The organism is Actinomycetota bacterium (assembly GCA_040757835.1).
GTDB lineage: Bacteria > Actinomycetota > Geothermincolia > Geothermincolales > RBG-13-55-18 > SURF-21.
Genome location: JBFLWJ010000022.1, coordinates 17,566 through 34,980, shown reverse-complemented (window position 1 = coordinate 34,980; position 17,415 = coordinate 17,566). Strand labels below are relative to the sequence as shown.

At 63.7% G+C, this 17,415-nt stretch carries 17 protein-coding genes; 15 read left to right on the top strand and 2 right to left on the bottom strand.

Annotation, left to right across the window (positions count from 1 at the left end):
- Positions 1 to 52: 52 nt before the first annotated feature.
- The 4 genes from ssb to dnaB all read left to right on the top strand — a co-directional run bounded on the left by ssb (position 53) and on the right by dnaB (position 2,755).
- Entirely contained in the window at positions 53 to 481 is a 429-nt protein-coding gene (gene ssb, locus AB1384_13970) for a single-stranded DNA-binding protein (protein MEW6555379.1), read from the top strand.
- 49 nt (positions 482 to 530) lie between these two features.
- Positions 531 to 821, top strand: coding sequence for a 30S ribosomal protein S18 (gene rpsR / locus AB1384_13965; protein ID MEW6555378.1), 291 nt, complete (start codon positions 531 to 533; stop codon positions 819 to 821).
- A 77-nt stretch (positions 822 to 898) separates the two neighbouring features.
- Positions 899 to 1,345, top strand: a complete 447-nt coding sequence (gene rplI, locus AB1384_13960; GenBank protein ID MEW6555377.1) for a 50S ribosomal protein L9 — start codon at positions 899 to 901, stop codon at positions 1,343 to 1,345.
- 60 nt (positions 1,346 to 1,405) lie between these two features.
- Positions 1,406 to 2,755 (top strand): replicative DNA helicase, encoded by a 1,350-nt coding sequence (gene dnaB, locus AB1384_13955; GenBank protein MEW6555376.1) that lies wholly within the window; start codon positions 1,406 to 1,408, stop codon positions 2,753 to 2,755.
- Between the two features lie 137 nt (positions 2,756 to 2,892).
- Here dnaB and AB1384_13950 read toward each other — a convergent pair whose 3' ends face one another.
- Positions 2,893 to 3,795, bottom strand: a complete 903-nt coding sequence (locus AB1384_13950) for a 4Fe-4S binding protein (protein MEW6555375.1) — start codon at positions 3,793 to 3,795, stop codon at positions 2,893 to 2,895.
- 329 nt (positions 3,796 to 4,124) lie between these two features.
- Between AB1384_13950 and AB1384_13945 the strand changes: the two genes are divergently transcribed.
- From AB1384_13945 to AB1384_13895, 11 genes are all read left to right on the top strand, one after another.
- On the top strand, positions 4,125 to 4,790 hold the full coding sequence (locus AB1384_13945) for a TetR/AcrR family transcriptional regulator (protein MEW6555374.1): 666 nt from the start codon (positions 4,125 to 4,127) through the stop codon (positions 4,788 to 4,790).
- Positions 4,791 to 5,159: 369 nt separating this feature from the next.
- Entirely contained in the window at positions 5,160 to 6,428 is a 1,269-nt protein-coding gene (locus tag AB1384_13940) for an acyl-CoA dehydrogenase family protein (protein ID MEW6555373.1), read from the top strand.
- Between the two features lie 46 nt (positions 6,429 to 6,474).
- Positions 6,475 to 7,710 (top strand): acyl-CoA dehydrogenase family protein, encoded by a 1,236-nt coding sequence (locus AB1384_13935; protein ID MEW6555372.1) that lies wholly within the window; start codon positions 6,475 to 6,477, stop codon positions 7,708 to 7,710.
- A gap of 14 nt (positions 7,711 to 7,724) precedes the next feature.
- Positions 7,725 to 8,993, top strand: a complete 1,269-nt coding sequence (locus tag AB1384_13930; GenBank protein ID MEW6555371.1) for an acyl-CoA dehydrogenase family protein — start codon at positions 7,725 to 7,727, stop codon at positions 8,991 to 8,993.
- Between the two features lie 10 nt (positions 8,994 to 9,003).
- Positions 9,004 to 9,702 (top strand): hypothetical protein, encoded by a 699-nt coding sequence (locus AB1384_13925; protein ID MEW6555370.1) that lies wholly within the window; start codon positions 9,004 to 9,006, stop codon positions 9,700 to 9,702.
- Positions 9,703 to 9,716: 14 nt separating this feature from the next.
- Positions 9,717 to 10,400: a hypothetical protein gene (locus tag AB1384_13920; GenBank protein ID MEW6555369.1), complete on the top strand. Its 684-nt coding sequence runs from the start codon at positions 9,717 to 9,719 to the stop codon at positions 10,398 to 10,400.
- Positions 10,401 to 10,492: 92 nt separating this feature from the next.
- Positions 10,493 to 10,939, top strand: coding sequence for a hypothetical protein (locus tag AB1384_13915; GenBank protein MEW6555368.1), 447 nt, complete (start codon positions 10,493 to 10,495; stop codon positions 10,937 to 10,939).
- Positions 10,940 to 10,984: 45 nt separating this feature from the next.
- Positions 10,985 to 12,403 carry a hypothetical protein gene (locus tag AB1384_13910; GenBank protein MEW6555367.1) on the top strand — a complete coding sequence of 473 codons (1,419 nt, stop codon included), beginning with the start codon at positions 10,985 to 10,987 and terminating at the stop codon, positions 12,401 to 12,403.
- 4 nt (positions 12,404 to 12,407) lie between these two features.
- A complete protein-coding gene (locus AB1384_13905; GenBank protein ID MEW6555366.1) occupies positions 12,408 to 13,535 on the top strand; it encodes a 2-hydroxyacyl-CoA dehydratase family protein in 1,128 nt (375 codons plus the stop codon).
- Complete coding sequence (locus tag AB1384_13900) at positions 13,535 to 14,956, top strand: 2-hydroxyacyl-CoA dehydratase family protein (GenBank protein MEW6555365.1); 1,422 nt, start codon at positions 13,535 to 13,537, stop codon at positions 14,954 to 14,956. The genes AB1384_13905 and AB1384_13900 overlap by 1 nt, the downstream gene beginning before the upstream one ends.
- Positions 14,957 to 15,197: 241 nt before the next feature.
- Positions 15,198 to 15,977: a 4Fe-4S binding protein gene (locus AB1384_13895; GenBank protein ID MEW6555364.1), complete on the top strand. Its 780-nt coding sequence runs from the start codon at positions 15,198 to 15,200 to the stop codon at positions 15,975 to 15,977.
- A 24-nt stretch (positions 15,978 to 16,001) separates the two neighbouring features.
- Here the strand turns inward: AB1384_13895 and AB1384_13890 are convergent, their stop codons facing one another.
- A complete protein-coding gene (locus tag AB1384_13890; protein ID MEW6555363.1) occupies positions 16,002 to 17,387 on the bottom strand; it encodes an NAD(P)/FAD-dependent oxidoreductase in 1,386 nt (461 codons plus the stop codon).
- Positions 17,388 to 17,415: the final 28 nt, after the last annotated feature.

The window sequence follows — 17,415 nt, the reverse complement described above, 5'->3', positions numbered from 1 at the left end:
CCCCGCGGTACCATCAGGGTGTGAGTCGGAAAGAGCGGAAGAGGAGGATATCATGGCTGGTTTGAACAACGTGGTGCTGATCGGGAACCTGACGCGGGATCCCGAACTCAGGTACACCCCGAGCGGATTGCCGGTTGCGACGCTGCGCCTCGCCGTCAACCGCAATTTCACCAACCAGCAGGGCGAGATAGAGACCGACTACTTCAACGTCATCGTCTGGCGCAACCAGGCGGAGAAGTGCGCGGAATATCTCAGCAAGGGACGCCAGGTAGCCATCACCGGCCGGCTGCAGAGCCGCAGCTGGGAGGCTAACGATGGACAGAAGAGGTCCGTCGTGGAGGTCGTGGCCGACCGCGTCGTCTTCCTGGGTCGCCGCGACCGCCAGGAGGGCGGCATGAGCGACCTGGTCGAGGTGGACCTCACCGAGGACGATCTCTCCACCGACCTGGAGGCCCGCGTGGAAGACGAGGTGGTCTTCTAACCGGAGGCGCGCCACAATAAAGAGAACGTGAACTGCAACTGGAGGAAAGATGAGTCCGAACCAGGGAAGAAAACCCGGCGGCAGGGAGAAGAGGTCCCGTGAGGGATACGCACGTAAGCCGCGCAAGAAGGTCTGTTACTTCTGCTCCGAGAAGATGGATTTCATCGACTACAAGGACGTCTCCCTGCTCAAGAAGTACGTCTCGGAGAAGGGCAAGATACGCCCGCGCCGCGTCACCGGCAACTGCGCCCAGCACCAGGCCAGGCTGGCCCTGGCCATCAAGAGCGCTCGGGAGATGGCCCTCCTCCCCTACACTTCGCGCCAGAGCGAGGTCAAGTAAGGCTCGTGGTTTCGCCGCAACAGGCGCCTGCCGTTTTGTTATACTGAGAAGGTTCGCAGACGACAAGGGAGTTCGCATTGAAGGTCATCCTGATAGCGGATGTGGAGGGACTGGGCGACCGTGGCGACGTGGTCGAGGTGAAGGACGGCTACGCCAACAACATGCTCATCCCCAAGGGGCTCGCCGTGCGCTCGACCAAGGGCAAGGCGAAGGAGGCCACCCAAGTGGCCAAGGAGAAGATGGCCAAGGCTGACCGTGAGCTGAAAAGGGCGGAGGACACCGCCCAAACCATAACCGGACACACCTTCGAGGTGGCCGCCAAGGCCGGCGAGGAGGGAAAGCTCTTCGGGACCATCACCTCCAAGGACGTCGCGGCCATGCTCGCGAGGGACCTGCATATCGAGGTGGACCGCAAGAAGATCCACATGGACGAGCACATAAAGACGGTGGGGTTCCACGAGGCGCGCATCAAGCTGCACCCCCAGGTCGAGGCCATCGTCCATCTCAAGGTGATACCGGAATAGAGCATTTTTCCAGGGCAGGGCGCCACCGACCCGCCCTGTCGCGATGGGGGGTAGAGGGGCATGAGCAACGTGATCCAAGCCTTCGACCGCCACGACCACCTGCCGCCGCACAGCCTGGAAGCGGAGGAGTCGGTGCTGGGCTCCATGCTCCTCTCGCAGGAGGCTATCGCCGAGGTCTCCGAGGTCCTCACCGCGCAGGACTTCTACAAGGAATCCAACGGCATCATCTACGACGCCGCCCTCTCCCTCTTCGCCTCCGGTGAGCCCGTGGACCCGGTCACCATCGGAGAGTCCCTGCGCGCCCAGGGCAACCTGGAGAAGGTGGGGGACCGCTCCTACATCCTCAACCTCGTGTCCTCGGTCCCCACCCCGGCCAACGCCCGTTACTATGCCGAAGTGGTCTCGCGCCTCTCCATCTACCGCCGCCTCATCGCGGCGGCGTCCCGGGTGGCGGCGGTGGGTTACAGCGCCCCCGAGGACCTGGCCGACGCCCTCGACGAGGCCGAGGACGCCGTCTTCAAGGTGGGCCAGCGCAAGCGGCGGGAGAGCATCAAGCCAATCAAGGAACTCATGGAGAGCACCTTCGAGGACCTGGAGAAGATAGCCGAGGGGACCATGGAGACCGGTGTGCTCACCGGCTTCACCGACCTCGACGAGCTGACCATGGGGCTGCAGCCCTCCGACCTCATCGTGGTGGCCGCCCGCCCCTCCATGGGAAAGACCTCGCTGGCGCTGAACATCGCCGACCACGTGGCGGTGGAGGAGAGGATACCGGTGGCCATCTTCAGCCTGGAGATGAGCGCCTCCGAGCTGACCAAGAGGATGCTGTGCTCGCGGGCCCGCGTCAACAGCCAGAGGCTCAAGTCGAGTTTCAAGGATGACGACGTCTGGCAGCGCCTCTCGGACGCGGCGGGGGAACTGACCTCGGCGTCCATCTTCATCGACGACAACGCGGATATCGGCGTCATGGAGCTGCGCTCAAAGATAAGGCGTCTCAAGACCCAGCACGACATCGGGCTGGTGATCATCGACTACATCCAGCTCATGGCCTCGGACCGCCGCCAGGAGAACCGAGTGCAGGAGATCGCGACCATCTCCCGCGGCCTCAAGGTCATCGGCAGGGACTTCAACATCCCGGTCATCGCCGTCTCCCAGCTCTCCCGCGAACCGGAGAAGCACAACCGTGAGCCCATCCTCTCCGACCTCAGGGAATCGGGGGCAATCGAGCAGGACGCCGACCTCATCATCTTCATCCACCGCGAGGAGGTGCGCGACCAGGACAACGAGGAGGTGAGGGGTCGGGCCAGCGTCAAGGTGGCCAAGCACCGCAACGGCCCCATCGGCCCGGTGAAACTGACCTTCCAGGCCCAGTACGCCCGCTTCCTCAACTACAGCCGCCGCGAGGAATGAAGAACATCTAAACCGCGCGACCTCTCCGCAAGGACGAGCCATACCGCTATGCTTTCGTATACGAAGCGTGAACCGGGGTCGGGATAGGTCCCGACCCCGGTTGGTTGGCGCAGTGCTGTTCAGCCACTGCCAGTGGCTTACCCCAGGATCTCTTTCGCGAGGTCGATATCCAGCGGGATCAGCCCACGCTCCGACTCTTCGTATATGAGCTTGATGGCACCGTTGGCGCAGTTCTCCACGCAGAGCCCGCAGCCGAAGCACTTCTCGGGGTAATGGGAGCGCGCCCCATCCACCACCTCGATGGCCCCGAAGTTGCAGGCCTTCGCGCATTCTCCGCACAACCTGCACTTCTCCGCATCATACTCCACCGTGTAGCCGGAGGGCACGTACATGGTGATGTCCTGCGCCCCCTTGATCTTCTGGGCCAGGGCGGTGGCGCGCATAGAGACGCAGCACTTGGGACAGCAGTTGCAGAGTACCCCCATACTGCCGCCGGTGGCCACCTTGAAGAAGGCCTGGTTTATATGGCCGCTCTTGCGGTGCTCGTCGATTATCTCCAGTGCCTGCTCCCTGGTGATGCGGCGCACGTTCAGTCTCTCGCAATGCTCCATCCAGAAATCCACCACCGGCCTGCCCACGGCGATGCAGGAGGCCAGGGGCTGGCAGGGGTCTTTCATCTCCTTCTTGCAGGGGCAGTCCATGACCGCGAGGTGCGTGGGCTCGCGCAGGATGATCTTGTTGGCGTGCTTGTACGGCACGATACGGCTGGTGGTATCCGGGCCCAGCATCACCGTCTCCTCCAGGTCCAGGATCTTGACGATATCGTCCCGCGAGAGCACCTTGGCATGGTAACGGTCGAAGATGAACTTGGGGATGTACTTCGCCGCCTCCACGCGCGATAGCAGCGCCACCAAGACCTTCGTCAGGTACAACGCCCCCCTCACGTAGATGTCGTAGAGCGTGAAGTAGAGATAGTTGTGGATGGCCCGGTCTACCCTCCAGCCATGCAGCCTGAAGACCCTCTTCGTCGATTCCTTCATGCGGTTCCCCCTCCTCTGACGCCGCGGCGCCGGCGCGACCGCGGCTTTCCTGCATCCAGCCCGATACGATGTGCGATGAACGTCACCAGACTATGTACAAGGCGAAGTCCGGGGTGTATGAAGCCTTGTCCCCCCTCCTCGCAGAACGCCCCTTGATATGCTGCCACGGATTTTCATATACGGCCCATAAACGTTTGCCCCTTGACGATTCGGGTATAAAGTTATTATATGACTGTGTCCAGTTTATGAACGCAGTCGGGATTCGTGGTGCTGATTCTAACAGTTACAGGCGCACTTGTCATCAGGTGCTCGAACAGGAGCAGCGGCTGATGTCCACCCTATCAAGGCGGGAACGCGAAAGACAGCAGCGCAGGAACGATATCGTGGAAGCTGCGGAAGCGCTCTTCTCCGAGAAGGGTTTCAAGGGCACCACTATGCAAGAGATCTCCGAGAGGGTGGAGCTCTCCAAGGGGACTATCTATCTGTACTTCAAGAGCAAGGAAGAGCTCTACCTCTCGGTGTGCGTAAAGGGCGTCGCGGGATTCGGAGAGGACCTGGAGGCCGCCGCGGCGTCGGCGGGCGGGATCGAGGACATCGTAAAGGCCGTGTACATGGCGTACATAAAGCATTCCCTTGAAAAGCCGGCCATCTTCCGCGTACTCAGGGACACCTTCATAGAGCAAGTTAGGCAGAACCTCTCCCCCGAGACCATCGAGGAGATCAGCGGTTACATCAAGGGTTGGCTCGAGCTGGAGAGCGGCCTCCTCGAGGAGGGCATCGAGCGCGGCATCTTCCGCGAGGACCTCGACCCTTACGGCTTCAGCCTCACGGCCTGGAGGACATCCACCGGGCTCATCGAGCTGGCGCTGCTCAATGAACCAGGCGTCGTGGAACACGAGGACCTCGACCGCTTCTTCCAGCAGTCAATCGATCTGCTCGTCGAGGGCGCCAAGTCCGGCGCTAAGAGGGCTGTGCGCAAGGCGGCTTCAAGATAGGGGCCGCCGCTTCCGCGAACTCGGTACGCTGCGCGGCGTCGAGCAAGGTCCGGCCTTTCCGGGCCTTATATGAAACCCGGGGAACGGGTTGGATTATAAACGAAGGAGGGCATACTTGTATTGACTTTGCATGACCACGGTCATAATATAACCCCAGTCATAACAATGTCTCCGGCTCCGCTTCGCAGCAATTTCTTACGAATTTCGAAGCCTTATCGCACTAACAAGACATATGTTCTGATCGCGTCCGTTCAACGGCTTTTCTTGGGGGGTTATGCCGTTCCTCTAACCGCTTATCGCTTCGCGCAACGGTGACGGCTTGAACTCCGGCATCAATCAGGCACAGACCCAGGGAACAGGGAGGTAGGGATGAGGACCATCGATGACTTCACGCGCCCGCTGGAATACATATCGCCCATGGACGGCCTCCTGGGCTCCATCTTCCGCGAGTGGGCCGAAAAGGACGTGATGCCTTACCGCAGGCAGTTCGACGAGGACTACCTGGAGCACAACCTCATCCATCCCCCCTTCAACCGGCTCCTCGGCGAATACGGCCTGCAGCGGATGATCTTCCCCGAGGACCTGGGCGGATGGGGCATGGGCAAATCGAACTACATGTGCGTGGCCGCCTACCGTATGTTCGAGGAGATAGCCCGCGTCGACTCCGGCATGGCCATGGCCTTCGGAGTCGTCTACTGGCCCCTTCTCTTCATCGCCCTGGAACCGCACGAGAACCGGCGCCTGCTGGAGGAGTTCGCGCCCATGTTCTGCGAGACCAACGAGGCGGTCTTCGGGGCCCTGTGCATGACCGAACCCCAGGGCGGCTCGGACATCGAGAACGTGGAGATCGTGAAAGGGAGCACCATCCAGACCACGGCGGTACGGGACGGGGACGAGTGGGTGATCAACGGCCACAAGCTGTGGCCGACCAACACCGGCGGGCTGGCCAAGCTCATGGCCGTGGTTTGCACCACCAACCCCGGCTCCGACGACCCCAATGACATCGCCGTCATCTACGTCAGGGACGATATGCCGGGGGTGACCCAGGGGGCGCCCTACGAGAAGGCGGGCATGGCGGCGGACCGCAACGGCGACGTCTGGTACGAAAACGTGCGCGTGCCCTTTTGGTACCGCGCCATCGGCCCCGGGGACGACGCCAAGTACTTCGGCGAGGTCATGTCCACCGGCAACATGGGCATCATCGCCTGGATCTCCGGGACCATGATGAACATCTACGAGCGGCTCCTCGATTACACCAGCATGAAACGTTACCGCGGCAAGCCGTTGAAGGAGGACGACGGCGTGGCGGGCCTGCTGGCCGACTTCGCCGCCAACATCGAGGCCATCAGGATCGTCGGCTATCAATGTGCCCGCATGTGCGACCGCCACGACCTCTACGGACCACTGTGGGACCCCGGCCTGGTGGCCAAGATGCGCGCCCAGCGCTATTTCGCCATGGACCGCTTCATGGACGTCACCGGCAAGGTGATGAACCTCATGGAGGCCTATGGAGCGGACCGCGACTGGGACGTCGAGAAGCACTGGAGGGACGTGAAGATGCTCCAGATGGTGGAGGGCTCGAAACAGCTCTGTCAGATCGAGGTGGCCCGATGGTTCTACGAGTGCGAGACCCTCTGAGGTATCGGGGCTGCGTCGGGTAGAATAAGAGTTTAGGGGGTAGATCATGAACGGCCTGGACCTTTTCCCTTTTCCAAAGAACCGGCTTCAGAAGACAGACCTCGATCTGGCCGCCAGCCTGCAGGGCCTGGTCGAGAAGCAAGTGATGGAAAAGCGCCTGGAGCTGAAGGAGGACTACGCGGGACTGCTCGAGCCCATGTTCGGCAGGCTCATGACGGAGATCGGCCTGCAGAAGATGTTCTGGCCGGAGAAGCACGGGGGCGACGAGCACAACCACCCCGCCGCCTCCTACACCGTCGCCGCGGCCCTGGAGCAGATCGGCCGGGCCGACGTCGGCCTGGCTTTCCTGGCCGCCCACAGCCTGGCCCTGCAGGCTGCCATAGTCCTGGAGGACGACTACCAGGAGGATAAGGTCGCGGCGGTAGCGCCCATGTTCTGCGAGGGGGACAAACCCCTCATCGTTTCCTTCGTGCTCCCCGCTTTCAGCGAGGAGGAAGGCGCACCGGAATGGAGGGGCAAGGGTTTCCAGGTCAAGGCTAGGGGCGGCGCGGGCGGATGGACCTTGAACGGCAGGGCAGTAAGGCCGACCTGCTCCGGCGCCGACGCCGGCCTCCTCGGCGTTTTTTGCGCCGTGGAGGGAGAGGACGAACCAGCCTTCATCCTGGTGCCAGGCGACGCTCCCGGGCTGAAGCGGGGAAAAGAGTTCCTGAAGACGGGCCTTGCGGCTAGCCGCAACGCCGACCTGGACTTCTCGGACGTCAAGGTCCCCGGCGTCAACTGCGCCTGGAGGGGTGATGAGGGCATGTTCCGGCTGCTCTCATGGTACTACCTGGGCCTCGCGGCCACGGGAGCCGGTGCCCTCCTGGCCACCTACGAGATCATCAAGGAGTGGGGGGACAACCGCGTGATCAAGGGGCGGGGGCACATCTTCAAGGACAACCCGCTCACCGCCGCCCTCATGGGAGAGATCGCCAAGGAGATAGTGATCGACCGGTTGCTCGCCTACGACCTGGCGGGCATGCTGGCCGAGCCGGATGTCTACGGCGGGGCCGGTTCGCAGGCCCTGTTCACCTCGGCCCTCATGCTGGCGCACCAGGTCTTCGTCTCGGCGGAGTACACCATCAACCGCACCATGGAACTCATGGCTTCCGCCGGTTACGCCAAGGAATGGCAGTTGGAGCGCTACTGGCGGGACGTAAAGACGGTTCAGTGCTACCTGGGGGCCTACGAGCTGGCCAAACACGACTTCGCGCGCTGGTTCTATCAGACCAAGTCCTTGTAGAAAAGGCGGGGGCCATGAAGACCATCGACGACTTCACCCGGCCCGTAGAATACGTGACGCCCCTGGACGAGCCCTTCGGCGCCATCGTCCGCGAATGGGCCGACAAGGAGGTCATCCCTTTCCGCAGGGAGTATGACGAGGACTGGGAGGAGCACCGTCTCATCTACCCTCCCATCAGGAAGCTGCTGGGGGAATATGGGCTGCAGCGCTTCTTCTTCCCGGAGGACCTGGGGGGATGGGGCATGGGCCACTCCAACTACGTCTTCACCGCCGTGTGCCGCCTCCTGGAGGAGATGGCCCGGGCGGATTCCAGCATGTGCGTGGCCATCGGGGTGGTGCTCTGGCCCATCCTTTTCATCACCCTGGAGCCGCATGTCAACCGGCGCCTGTGCAAGGAGTTCGGCCCCATGTTCTGCGAGACCACGGAGGCCGTCTTCTCCTGCCTGGCCATGACCGAGCCCCAGGGCGGCTCCGACATCGAGAACGTGGAGCTGCTCGGGGGGAACACCATCCAGACCACCGCGGTGCAGGACGGGGACGAGTGGGTGATCAATGGGCACAAACTGTGGCCCACCAACACCGGCGGGGTGGCGGACCTCATCGCCGTGGTCTGCACCACCAACCCCGGCTCCTCCGATCCCCGGGACATCGCCATCATCTTCGTGCCCGCCCACTTTCCCGGCGTGACCCAGAGCGGGCCTTACGAGAAGGCGGGGATGGCGGCGGACAAGAACGGCGATATCTGGTTCGAGAACGTGCGCGTCCCCCTCTGGTACCGAGCGCACGGTCCTGGCGACGACGCCCTCTACTACGGCGAGATCGTCTCCGTGGGGAACTGGGGCACCGCGGCCATGTCCGTGGGGGTGATGATGAACGTCTTCGAGAGACTGGGGGAGTTCTCGGAGAGCATGGCCTACCGCGGCCGTTCCATCAAGGAGGACGACGCCGTCGCGGGGGTCCTGGCCGACTACGCCTCCACCATCGAGGCCTTGCGCATCCTGGCCTACCAGGGAGCGCGCATGCTCGACCGCTCCGACCTCTACGGGGAGAGGTGGAGCCCGGAGATGGTGGCCAGGATGCGCGCCCTCAGGTATTTCGCGGTGGACAGGTGTATCGAGGCCACGGGGAGGGTAATGAACTTCATGGAGGCCCACGGCGCCGACCGCGACTGGGACGTGGAGAAACACTGGAGGGACATGAAGATGCTGCAATTCTGGCTGGGCGGCAAGCAGCTCTGCCAGATGGAGGTTGCCCGCTGGTTCTACGAGTGCGAGACCATTTGAGGTGATGAAGATGACCGCAGAGACCGAGACCGTGACCGCCATCGAGCTCAAGGGGCTCGTGGACGCCGCCGACCGCATCCTGCGCGAGCTGATCCGCACCCCCAAGTTCAAGGAGGGGGTGATGGTCCTCCTCAACTCCATCGACCCGCCAGCTGCGAGGAGACTAGTCCGCACCTTCATGTGGGGGGACCCCGGGCTGCTCATGTCCATCATGGGGAGCCTGCCACAGATGATCAACACCGCGAGTGAGGCCGTGGCCGAGCTGGCCGCCCAGATGAACACCATGCCCCCCCTGCTGCTGCAGGACTTCCTGAACCGCGTCTTCGCCGGCATCGACGGCGCCGCGGCGGGAGAGGCGGCGGGAGGCCTGGCAAGAATGGCCCTCAGCCTCAACCTCTCGGACAAGGAGGGCGGCCTGGCCCGGAGCCTCTCCGCGCTGGGGTCCGATTTCGGCCGCGCCTACGCCGAGGCGGCGGGCGAGGGCGCCCTCACCGCCCGCCTGGAGGCCTGGGTGGCGGGCCTGGCCGAGCGGGCAGCCGACAAGACCTCCAACACTCACGCCTTTATCCAGGCGGCGGGCAAGGCGATAGCCGCCAACCCCGCCTTCACCGAGAACGTGCTGCGGCCCCTGCTCTCTCCGGCGCTCGCGGAGGCCAAGAAGCCCGCGGCGAAAAAAGCGGCCAAGCCCAAGGCCGGGGAAGAGAAGTGAGGGGGGTGACGGGCATGGACGATATGAAACAGGCCCCCGGGCTCTCGGAGCGCCTCCTGCGCGAGGTCATCGCCACCCCGGCGTTGAAAGAGCTCATCCTGCTGCAGATGAAGGACATCAAGCCCGGGACCGCCCCCGGACTGATAAGGACCCTGCTGTGGGGGGACCCCGGCATCTCCATGAGCCTCTTCGGGGCCCTGCCGGACATGGTCAACTGGCTGCTGGAGCTCCTGCTGGAGCTGGGACATCAGCTCAACGGGCTGCCCGAGCCCCTGCTAAAGGACATCCTGGCCCAGGTGGGAGGGGGCATCGACACCGGCAAACTCGGGGAGTTCCCCGCCGTCTACGGCCAGCTGGTAAGGCGCATCCTCATCGGGGAGGGCAAGAGCCCCGAGGAGGTGCGGGAGGCGGCCATCGCGGCCGTAAACGCCGCCCTGGCCGGCCTGGACAGGCTCACGGCACGGATGGATGCCAACCGCGCTGACATCGCCGCCTCCCTGGCCCAGGGGATGCGGGAGATCGATCGGGCCGCCCTGGTGCGCTCGCTCAGGCGCGTGGGGCAGCTGGCCGCGGCGGCCGCCCGTCCCCCCAAAGCACAGGGCGGCGGGAGCAAGGCGCCCAAAGCGGCCGCGGCGGCGGCGGGAGTGGTCGCCGCGCTGGTGGTCCTGCGGGTAGTGGTCAAGAGGATAAGGGGATGAACGGCGCGCTGGCGCCGGGTCCGGCTGAGGATAGTGCCGTTCGGCACGAGGTGCGTGCCGGTTCTGGTGAAGCCTTAAAGGGGGAGATGGTCATGGCGGATATGGAGAGCTACCGGGAGAAGAAGAAGCGTTGGCAGAAGTTCATGTACGCCTACAACACAGTGATGTGTTTCAGCGCGGGCCCACCCATGGTGCTGGCGCAGGGCTTCACCAGGAAGCTCATGAAATGGCCCCACGACGACCCGGTGATGATGGGCATCTACGGCTCCATCGTCACCTCCGTGGGCGTGCTCTCGGCATCCGCGCTCGCCGACGAGTCGAAGTACGAGAAGATGCTGCCGGTCCTGTACGCCCAGATCATGTACAAGACCGCCACCTGCCTGCTCATCGCCAACCGCTGGCGCAAGAAGGAGGCGTCCTCCTGGGGGATGCACTTCATCTTCTGGCTCTTCGTCCTCTACATCGTGTTCCTCTCCCAGGCCATCCCCTGGAAGGCGGGCGCGTGCTGCGCGGAGGATGACGCGTGTTGTTGCGGCTAGCCCGGTCGTATTGGACATCGGGAACAGGACTGAGAGGTGATGTTGATGGACGCGCAGGTGGGTAGCGCTCCTCTCACGGTGGAGCAGATGCGGGACATTATTTCGAGCCTGGTGCAGGGGATAAACGCCAGCGACCCCGGAGAGCTGGCGCGTGAACTCTTCCGCGATGACGGAGAGTTCGCCTCGGACCTCATCGCGTCGGTGCCGCGCCTGGTAAGCGCAGCATCGCAGACGATCAAGGCCTTCGCGGAGTCGGTGGAGGGGATGACACCGGAAAAGGGCGCCGAGCTGGTCGCCGGTGCCCACGCCAGGATCAGCGGCGCCGAGTTCGCCGAGGCGGTGAACGCCGTCTCCCGCCTCATCATCCGCATTCACGAGCAGAACCCCGAGCTGCTGCCCGAGGCAAAAGTCGAGACAATGGCCGACTTCATGCTCGCAACGGACTTCGGTAAACTGCGCAAGGCGGTGACCTACCGGGCAAACGAGAGACTGGACCTGCTGCGCAGGGAGGTAGAGGTCCTGGGAGACAATCCCATGGCCTTGATCAACATCTTCAGCGTGGTGGCGCCCGTCGTGAACGACTTGCTGCCGGTGCTCAAGGCGGTCTTCGACATCCTGGCCCTGCCCGCGGAGGCGGTGACCTATGCCCTGTTCAAGATCCTGCAGGACATCGAGTGGCAGGATTTCGCCGCCATCATCAACGGGGCGGCCGCGTTCATCGTCAACGTCCACCGCGGCAGCATGATCCTGGGCGACGGTAGCCTCTATACCCGGGGTCCCTTCCAGCGCATCAGCTCAGAACTGGTCTCCGCGCTGGACGGGCAGGTGCTCGCCGAGGCCATAGTCGCCATCGGGGAGGAGGGGGAGGCTTTCTCAACCGCCCTGGCCAACAAGGTCATGGAGGACGAGAGCCTGATGATGCCGCTGCTGGAGGCCGTGGTGTTCGTGGCCAATTCCTCCTTCCGTGCCGCCGCCTCCATCCTGGAGAAGGCGAACGACCTGCCCCGGGAGACCCTGAGCAAGATGGTCGCGGCCGTTGCGGAAGACCTGGAGGTCGGCGAACTGGGAAGGACGCTCACCTCCCTGGCAACCTTCAACCACAGGATTATCGTAGAGAACCCCGAGCTCATCGCCGGGCTGTCGCGGCAGACCGTGACCGCCCTGGGGCTGGATGCCAGCCCTGAGGCTGCGGCTAGTTGGCTCAACAGGGCGCTCGCGTCTTACAACGGCTGGGTCGACCGCAACCCGGGCCTGGTGGCGAAGAACGTCGGCGGGTTCCTCGCGGAGGTCGATACGCGGGAGCTGGAGCGGGCCGCCAGGGCCACGGGTAACCAGCTGGCAGACGCGCTCTCCCGCAATCCGGCGGTGATCAAGCCCCTCATGAAGGCGGCGATATCCGTCCTCGGGACGAGTATCAAGGGATACGTCAAGGGCCTGGTGGCAGCCAGGAAGGCACGGGGGTGAGGATATGGAGACGACCACGACCCTGAGCAGGGAGACCGAGATATACAACGACTACGTCAAGGAATGGAAGGACAAGGGCGGCAAGGTGGTGGGGTATTCCTGCGTGGCCACCCCGGTGGAGCTCATCGAGGCGGCCGGCCTGCTCCCCTACCGCATCAAGGCCCTGGGCAACTCCGACACCGAGCTGGCCGACGGGGAGATGTCCCTCTTCAACTGCTCCTTCTGCCGCGCTTGCCTGCAGTTGGGCCTGGACGGCACCTACGATTTCCTCGACGGGCTCATCGAGACCAACGGCTGCGACCACCTGCGGGCCATGTTCGAGAACTGGCAGCACCGGAAGAAACTCGATTGTTTCTATTATCTCAAGGTGCCCCATTTTTACCGGGACGACTCCCTTGCTTACTTCGAGGAGAACCTGGGCCTTCTGAAGGGCCTCCTGGAGGAGAAGTCCTCCGTCAAGGTGACCGACGAGGCCCTTGATGAGGCCATTCATGGCTGGGAAACGGTAAGGGAAAAGTGGCGGGAGCTCTCCGCCCTGCGCGAGCTTGATACGCCCAAGGTCACCGGCAGCGAGGCCCTCGCGCTGGAGATAAAGGGCTCGTCCATGCTCAGCGGGGACTTCGTCGCCATGCTCTCGCGGTTCATCGCGGAGCGGAAAGATGCGGTGGGGACGAAACCCGCGGCCAGGCTTATGGTCTGCGGTCCAGCCACCGACGAGGTGGAATGGTTCGAGGAGATCGAGCGACTGGGGGCCGTGGTGGTGGCCGACGTTCTCTGCTTCGGCTCCCGCGCCTTCGTCACCGCCCCGCCGGCGAGCGACGGCAGCCCCCTGCACCGGCTGGCCGAGGCCTATCTCTCCAGCATCTTCTGCCCGCGTATGTACAAGGAATACGAGCGGCGCCGGGACCTCATCCGGGAGACGGCGCGCCGGGCTCGGGTGGACGGGGCCATCTACCTCTACAACAAGTTCTGCGACCTGCACGGCGTGGACTCCGTCATCGTGCGGCGGGACCTGGAGGAGGCGGGGATACCGGTGCTGGTGCTGGAAAAGGAGTACAGCGCCAAAGCGGACATCGGGAGGGTCAAGACCCGGGTGCAGGCCTTCATGGAGAGGATAGGAGGTGTGGCGTGATGGATAAGGGTTTCGTCATGCGGGAGGGCGAGAACGGCTTCGAGCGCGCCATGGGCATCCTGGAGATGATCTACAAGCTCCCCGACAGCCTGAGCGAGGAGGACGTGGAGGCCGCGAAGAACTTCGTCTTCCCGGAACTGCAGCAGACCGTCATAGGGCTGCTGGAGCTGCCGGCCGACCGGGAGCTGGAGCTCTTCTTCTTCCGCCTCCTGCTGGGCGTGCTCAAGGAAGCGCAGAACGCCCAGGCGGAGGGCAAGAAGCTCGTATTCATCCCCTTCACATTCCCCCCCGAGATCTTCTATTCCTTCGACAACATCTTCCCCATCTGCACCGAGATCGTAGGAGGGCTGATCACCAATATCTGCTATGGCCAGGGGGAACGGTTCTGGGATTACGCCATGGGGATGGGGCTTCCCGACTCCCTCTGTTCCGCCAACACCATAGGGACCATGCCTTTCTTCATGGGGCCGGGGCTCAAGGCAGACGCCATCGTCTACAACTCCGCCGGGAGCTGTAACCCCAACGCCAAGATCCATGCCTTCGCCTCCGACTACCTGGGCATCCCCCAGTTCCTCCTGGAGAAACCGGTGGACGAGTCGCCGCGAGGACGTGAGCTCTTCCGCCAGTATTTGAAAAGGTTCATCAAGGAGCTGGAGGAGTGGTCCGGTTCGGAGATGAGGGAGGAGAGGCTGCGCGAGGTCATGAAGAAGTCCTACCAGGCGGTGGAACTGTACAACGAGTTCTGGGAACTCAAGAAGGCCAGGCCCTGCCCGGTGCCTAATATCTTCAGCATGACCCTGCTGGTGCTGCGCAGCCAGTTGTGGGGCAGGCAGGAAGCCGTGGACGTCATGCAGAAGATGGTGGACATGTCCAAGGAGAGGTTGCGCAAGGGCGAGTACACCGCCTCCGAGGAACTGGCCCGGGTCTATATCACCTATATTTACTGGCTCTTCGACTTTTACGGCTACTTCACCTGGATGGAGAAGGAAGGGATAACCATCCTCGGAGACATCCTGGCCATCCATTACTTCCCGGAGATGGACTTCTCCTCCAAGGAGAGCATGCTCGAAGGCCTGGCGGATATAACCTTCGACTACCCCATGACGCGGCAGATGGGTGGGGAGTCCATCTCCATGCGCTGGCTGGACGACATCATCTACGCCGCACAGGACCTGGGGGCGGACGCCTGCATCTTCGGCGGCGTCCACGCCTGCAAGCACACCCTGGGCACGGCGGCATACTTCCGCCGGGAGATGATGAAGAGGACCGGCCTGGCCACCCTCATGCTCACCGGGGACGTCTTCGACAAGAGGCACACTCCCATGGAGATGCTGCAGGAAGAGGTGAAGACCTTCGTGGACCAGGTGGTCGCGAGGAAGAAGAGCCAGGACAAGAAAAAGGCTAAGACGGCGGGGGAATAGGGAAGAAAGATCCCCGGTCGCTTCAAGAGACCTGCGTTTCGTGTCAATGCAAGACATGGCGCCATGGTTGACCGTGGTGAGACGTAGCTCTGTATCATGTTGCGAGCGCAGCAAAAAACAGGAGGGGGCGGTCATGAAGGAGTCGACCAGGCAGCTCTTCAGGATGCACGGATGGCGCATCGACCGGGCGCTGCACGGTTACGTCTACTACACGTGGATCGACCACTAATTCAAGACGCTGATGACCATCGCCAGGAAGTACATACGCGTGCTGCCGCGCGGCCGCTTCATCTTCGATTACTTCTTCAACCGCTACCACTGCAAGGTGCTCACGGAGGAGCAGGCAAGGAAGTTGCTCACCCTGGACCGCGATATCGAGGTGGACCCGCAGGTGAGTTCGCGGGTGGTGCCCTTCCCTTACGCCAACCGCATCATCCTCGACCAGCCGCAGCATATCGTGGTCATGGACTGCGCCTGCCGCCTGGAAAGGGGCGATAAGGCTGACGCCGCTCCGTACGACGTCTGTTTCGCCATCGGCGAGCCGGTGGCGAGCTTCTGGCTGGAGCACGGGGCGGAGAGGCTGCACGCCCGCAGCATCAGCGCGCAGGAGGCCATCGAGATCATGGAGCGGGAGAGGAAGCGCGGCAGCATCCCCACCGCCTGGTTCAAGGACGCGGCGGGCAACCGCTTCTTCTCCATCTGCAACTGCCGCCCCGGCGTGTGCGGGGCCCTGGAGAGCCAGCGCATCGCCGGCATGCTGCAGGTGCCGTCGCCCCCGACCATCGCCGCACCGTCCGGGTTCTGCGCCCGCGTCGACCGCGATCTCTGCATCGGCTGCGGCACCTGTATGGAGGCCTGCCCGTTCCAGGCCATCAACCTGGACGGCGAGGACAAGGCGGTGGTCATCTTCGAGGCGTGCATGGGATGCGGCCTCTGCGTCGATGTCTGCAAGCAGGGCGCCTGCGGCCTCGCCCGTGATGAGCGTAAGGGCATCCCCCTCGACCTCGACAACCTCGTCTAAGGTGGTCTACGGGCCTGGTCCCCATTACTTCGACAGGAGGTCGGCCAGGGCCAGGGCGCTTCCCGCCGCCATCTCGGTGCCGATGCCCCGCGCTCCCGCGTCCGCGCCCACCAGGTACAGGCCCTGCACCGGGGTGGCGTGGCCGGGCCGGTCCTTGCCCACCTGCCCCGGCACCTGCGCCAGGCCGATACACTCGCCCGCGCGGTGCCCGGTAAGCTCGCGCACGTCCGCCCCGGTAGAGCGCGCCTCCCACAGCATGGCCCCCTCCAGGTCGGGGAAGACCTCACACACCTGTGCGTGCACGCGGTCCAGGATGGCGTTGCACAGCTCGTCCGAGGCCCCGGCAGGGGCCGCCGTCCCCGCGATCACCAGCTGCTGTCCCTCGGGGGCCAGGGACGGGTCGTGGTTGGAGGGGACGGGCATGAAGATGTAAGGCTCCTCCGGCGGTTCGCCCTTCGCGATGTAGTCGAAGACCTTCTCCGGGTCGATGTGGGGCATGTAGAAGACCACCGGGTAGGGCACGACCTTGCGGTCCAGGGCGTACTTGATGGTCACGTAGGCGTTGGAGTCCTTGAAGCCCTCGGCTTTTTCCATGTAGTCCTCGGGGAAGTTCTCCTTGCCCGCCAGGTAGGCGGTGTTGCGCATGCCGACGTTGGAGACCACTAGGTCGGCGGAGTAGGTCCCTTTGGCCGTCTCCACCCACGTCACCTTGCCCCCCTCGACGACGATGCGCGCCGCCTCCTCTTCGAAACGGGCCGCGCCCCCCAGGCGCTCCAGGCTCCGCACGTAGGACCCCGGGATGTTACCGCCGCTCCCCACCGGATAGCCGAAGCTCGCCCCCTTGAACATGCGCGTGAAGCTCCACAGGAACTCGCCCGCGGAAGATTCCCGGTAGGACTGGGCGAAGTAGAGCTGGGAGACGCAGTTGACGAAGAGATGGATGGTCTCGTCGTCGGTGAAGCGCGAGACATAGTCCTGCAGGATGACTCCCTCGTTCTCGTCCACCCCCTTGCCCCCCATGAGGTTGAGGAAGAGGCGGAAGGCCCCCAGGTAGTTCTTTGGCTTCACGCCCAGCTTGCGCGCGAGGTAGAACTGGCGCAGCAGCGAGTTGATATCCAGGGGGAAGTCGAACTCCATCCGGCCCATGATGTGGCAGGGCCAGTCGTAGGTGACCCAACTCAGGTCGCCACCGGTCCTGCGGTTGATCTCGCCCAGGGGACCCTTCTCACCCCGGCTGAACATGTGCACCCCGAAATCGTAACGGAACCCCTCCTTCTCCAGGGAGGCGCACCTGCCCCCCGCGAAGGCCTGCCCCTCCAGGAGGGTGACGTCGTACCCCGCCTTGGCCAGCAGGGCCGCGCTGCCGCTGCCGCCCACACCCGAACCGATGACTACCGCTCGCTTCCCCATGCTTCCCTCCCTGCTGTCTCGAACCGGC

What these genes read in the sequence shown, in the direction of transcription:
- ssb (MEW6555379.1), top strand. Translation starts at nt 53, where the DNA reads ATGGCTGGTTTGAACAACGTGGTGCTGATCGGGAACCTGACGCGGGAT.
- rpsR (MEW6555378.1), top strand. Translation starts at nt 531, where the DNA reads ATGAGTCCGAACCAGGGAAGAAAACCCGGCGGCAGGGAGAAGAGGTCC.
- dnaB (MEW6555376.1), top strand. Translation starts at nt 1,406, where the DNA reads ATGAGCAACGTGATCCAAGCCTTCGACCGCCACGACCACCTGCCGCCG.
- AB1384_13950 (MEW6555375.1), bottom strand. Translation starts at nt 3,795, where the DNA reads ATGAAGGAATCGACGAAGAGGGTCTTCAGGCTGCATGGCTGGAGGGTA.
- AB1384_13945 (MEW6555374.1), top strand. Translation starts at nt 4,125, where the DNA reads ATGTCCACCCTATCAAGGCGGGAACGCGAAAGACAGCAGCGCAGGAAC.
- AB1384_13940 (MEW6555373.1), top strand. Translation starts at nt 5,160, where the DNA reads ATGAGGACCATCGATGACTTCACGCGCCCGCTGGAATACATATCGCCC.
- AB1384_13935 (MEW6555372.1), top strand. Translation starts at nt 6,475, where the DNA reads ATGAACGGCCTGGACCTTTTCCCTTTTCCAAAGAACCGGCTTCAGAAG.
- AB1384_13930 (MEW6555371.1), top strand. Translation starts at nt 7,725, where the DNA reads ATGAAGACCATCGACGACTTCACCCGGCCCGTAGAATACGTGACGCCC.
- AB1384_13925 (MEW6555370.1), top strand. Translation starts at nt 9,004, where the DNA reads ATGACCGCAGAGACCGAGACCGTGACCGCCATCGAGCTCAAGGGGCTC.
- AB1384_13920 (MEW6555369.1), top strand. Translation starts at nt 9,717, where the DNA reads ATGGACGATATGAAACAGGCCCCCGGGCTCTCGGAGCGCCTCCTGCGC.
- AB1384_13915 (MEW6555368.1), top strand. Translation starts at nt 10,493, where the DNA reads ATGGCGGATATGGAGAGCTACCGGGAGAAGAAGAAGCGTTGGCAGAAG.
- AB1384_13910 (MEW6555367.1), top strand. Translation starts at nt 10,985, where the DNA reads ATGGACGCGCAGGTGGGTAGCGCTCCTCTCACGGTGGAGCAGATGCGG.
- AB1384_13905 (MEW6555366.1), top strand. Translation starts at nt 12,408, where the DNA reads ATGGAGACGACCACGACCCTGAGCAGGGAGACCGAGATATACAACGAC.
- AB1384_13900 (MEW6555365.1), top strand. Translation starts at nt 13,535, where the DNA reads ATGGATAAGGGTTTCGTCATGCGGGAGGGCGAGAACGGCTTCGAGCGC.
- AB1384_13895 (MEW6555364.1), top strand. Translation starts at nt 15,198, where the DNA reads ATGACCATCGCCAGGAAGTACATACGCGTGCTGCCGCGCGGCCGCTTC.
- AB1384_13890 (MEW6555363.1), bottom strand. Translation starts at nt 17,387, where the DNA reads ATGGGGAAGCGAGCGGTAGTCATCGGTTCGGGTGTGGGCGGCAGCGGC.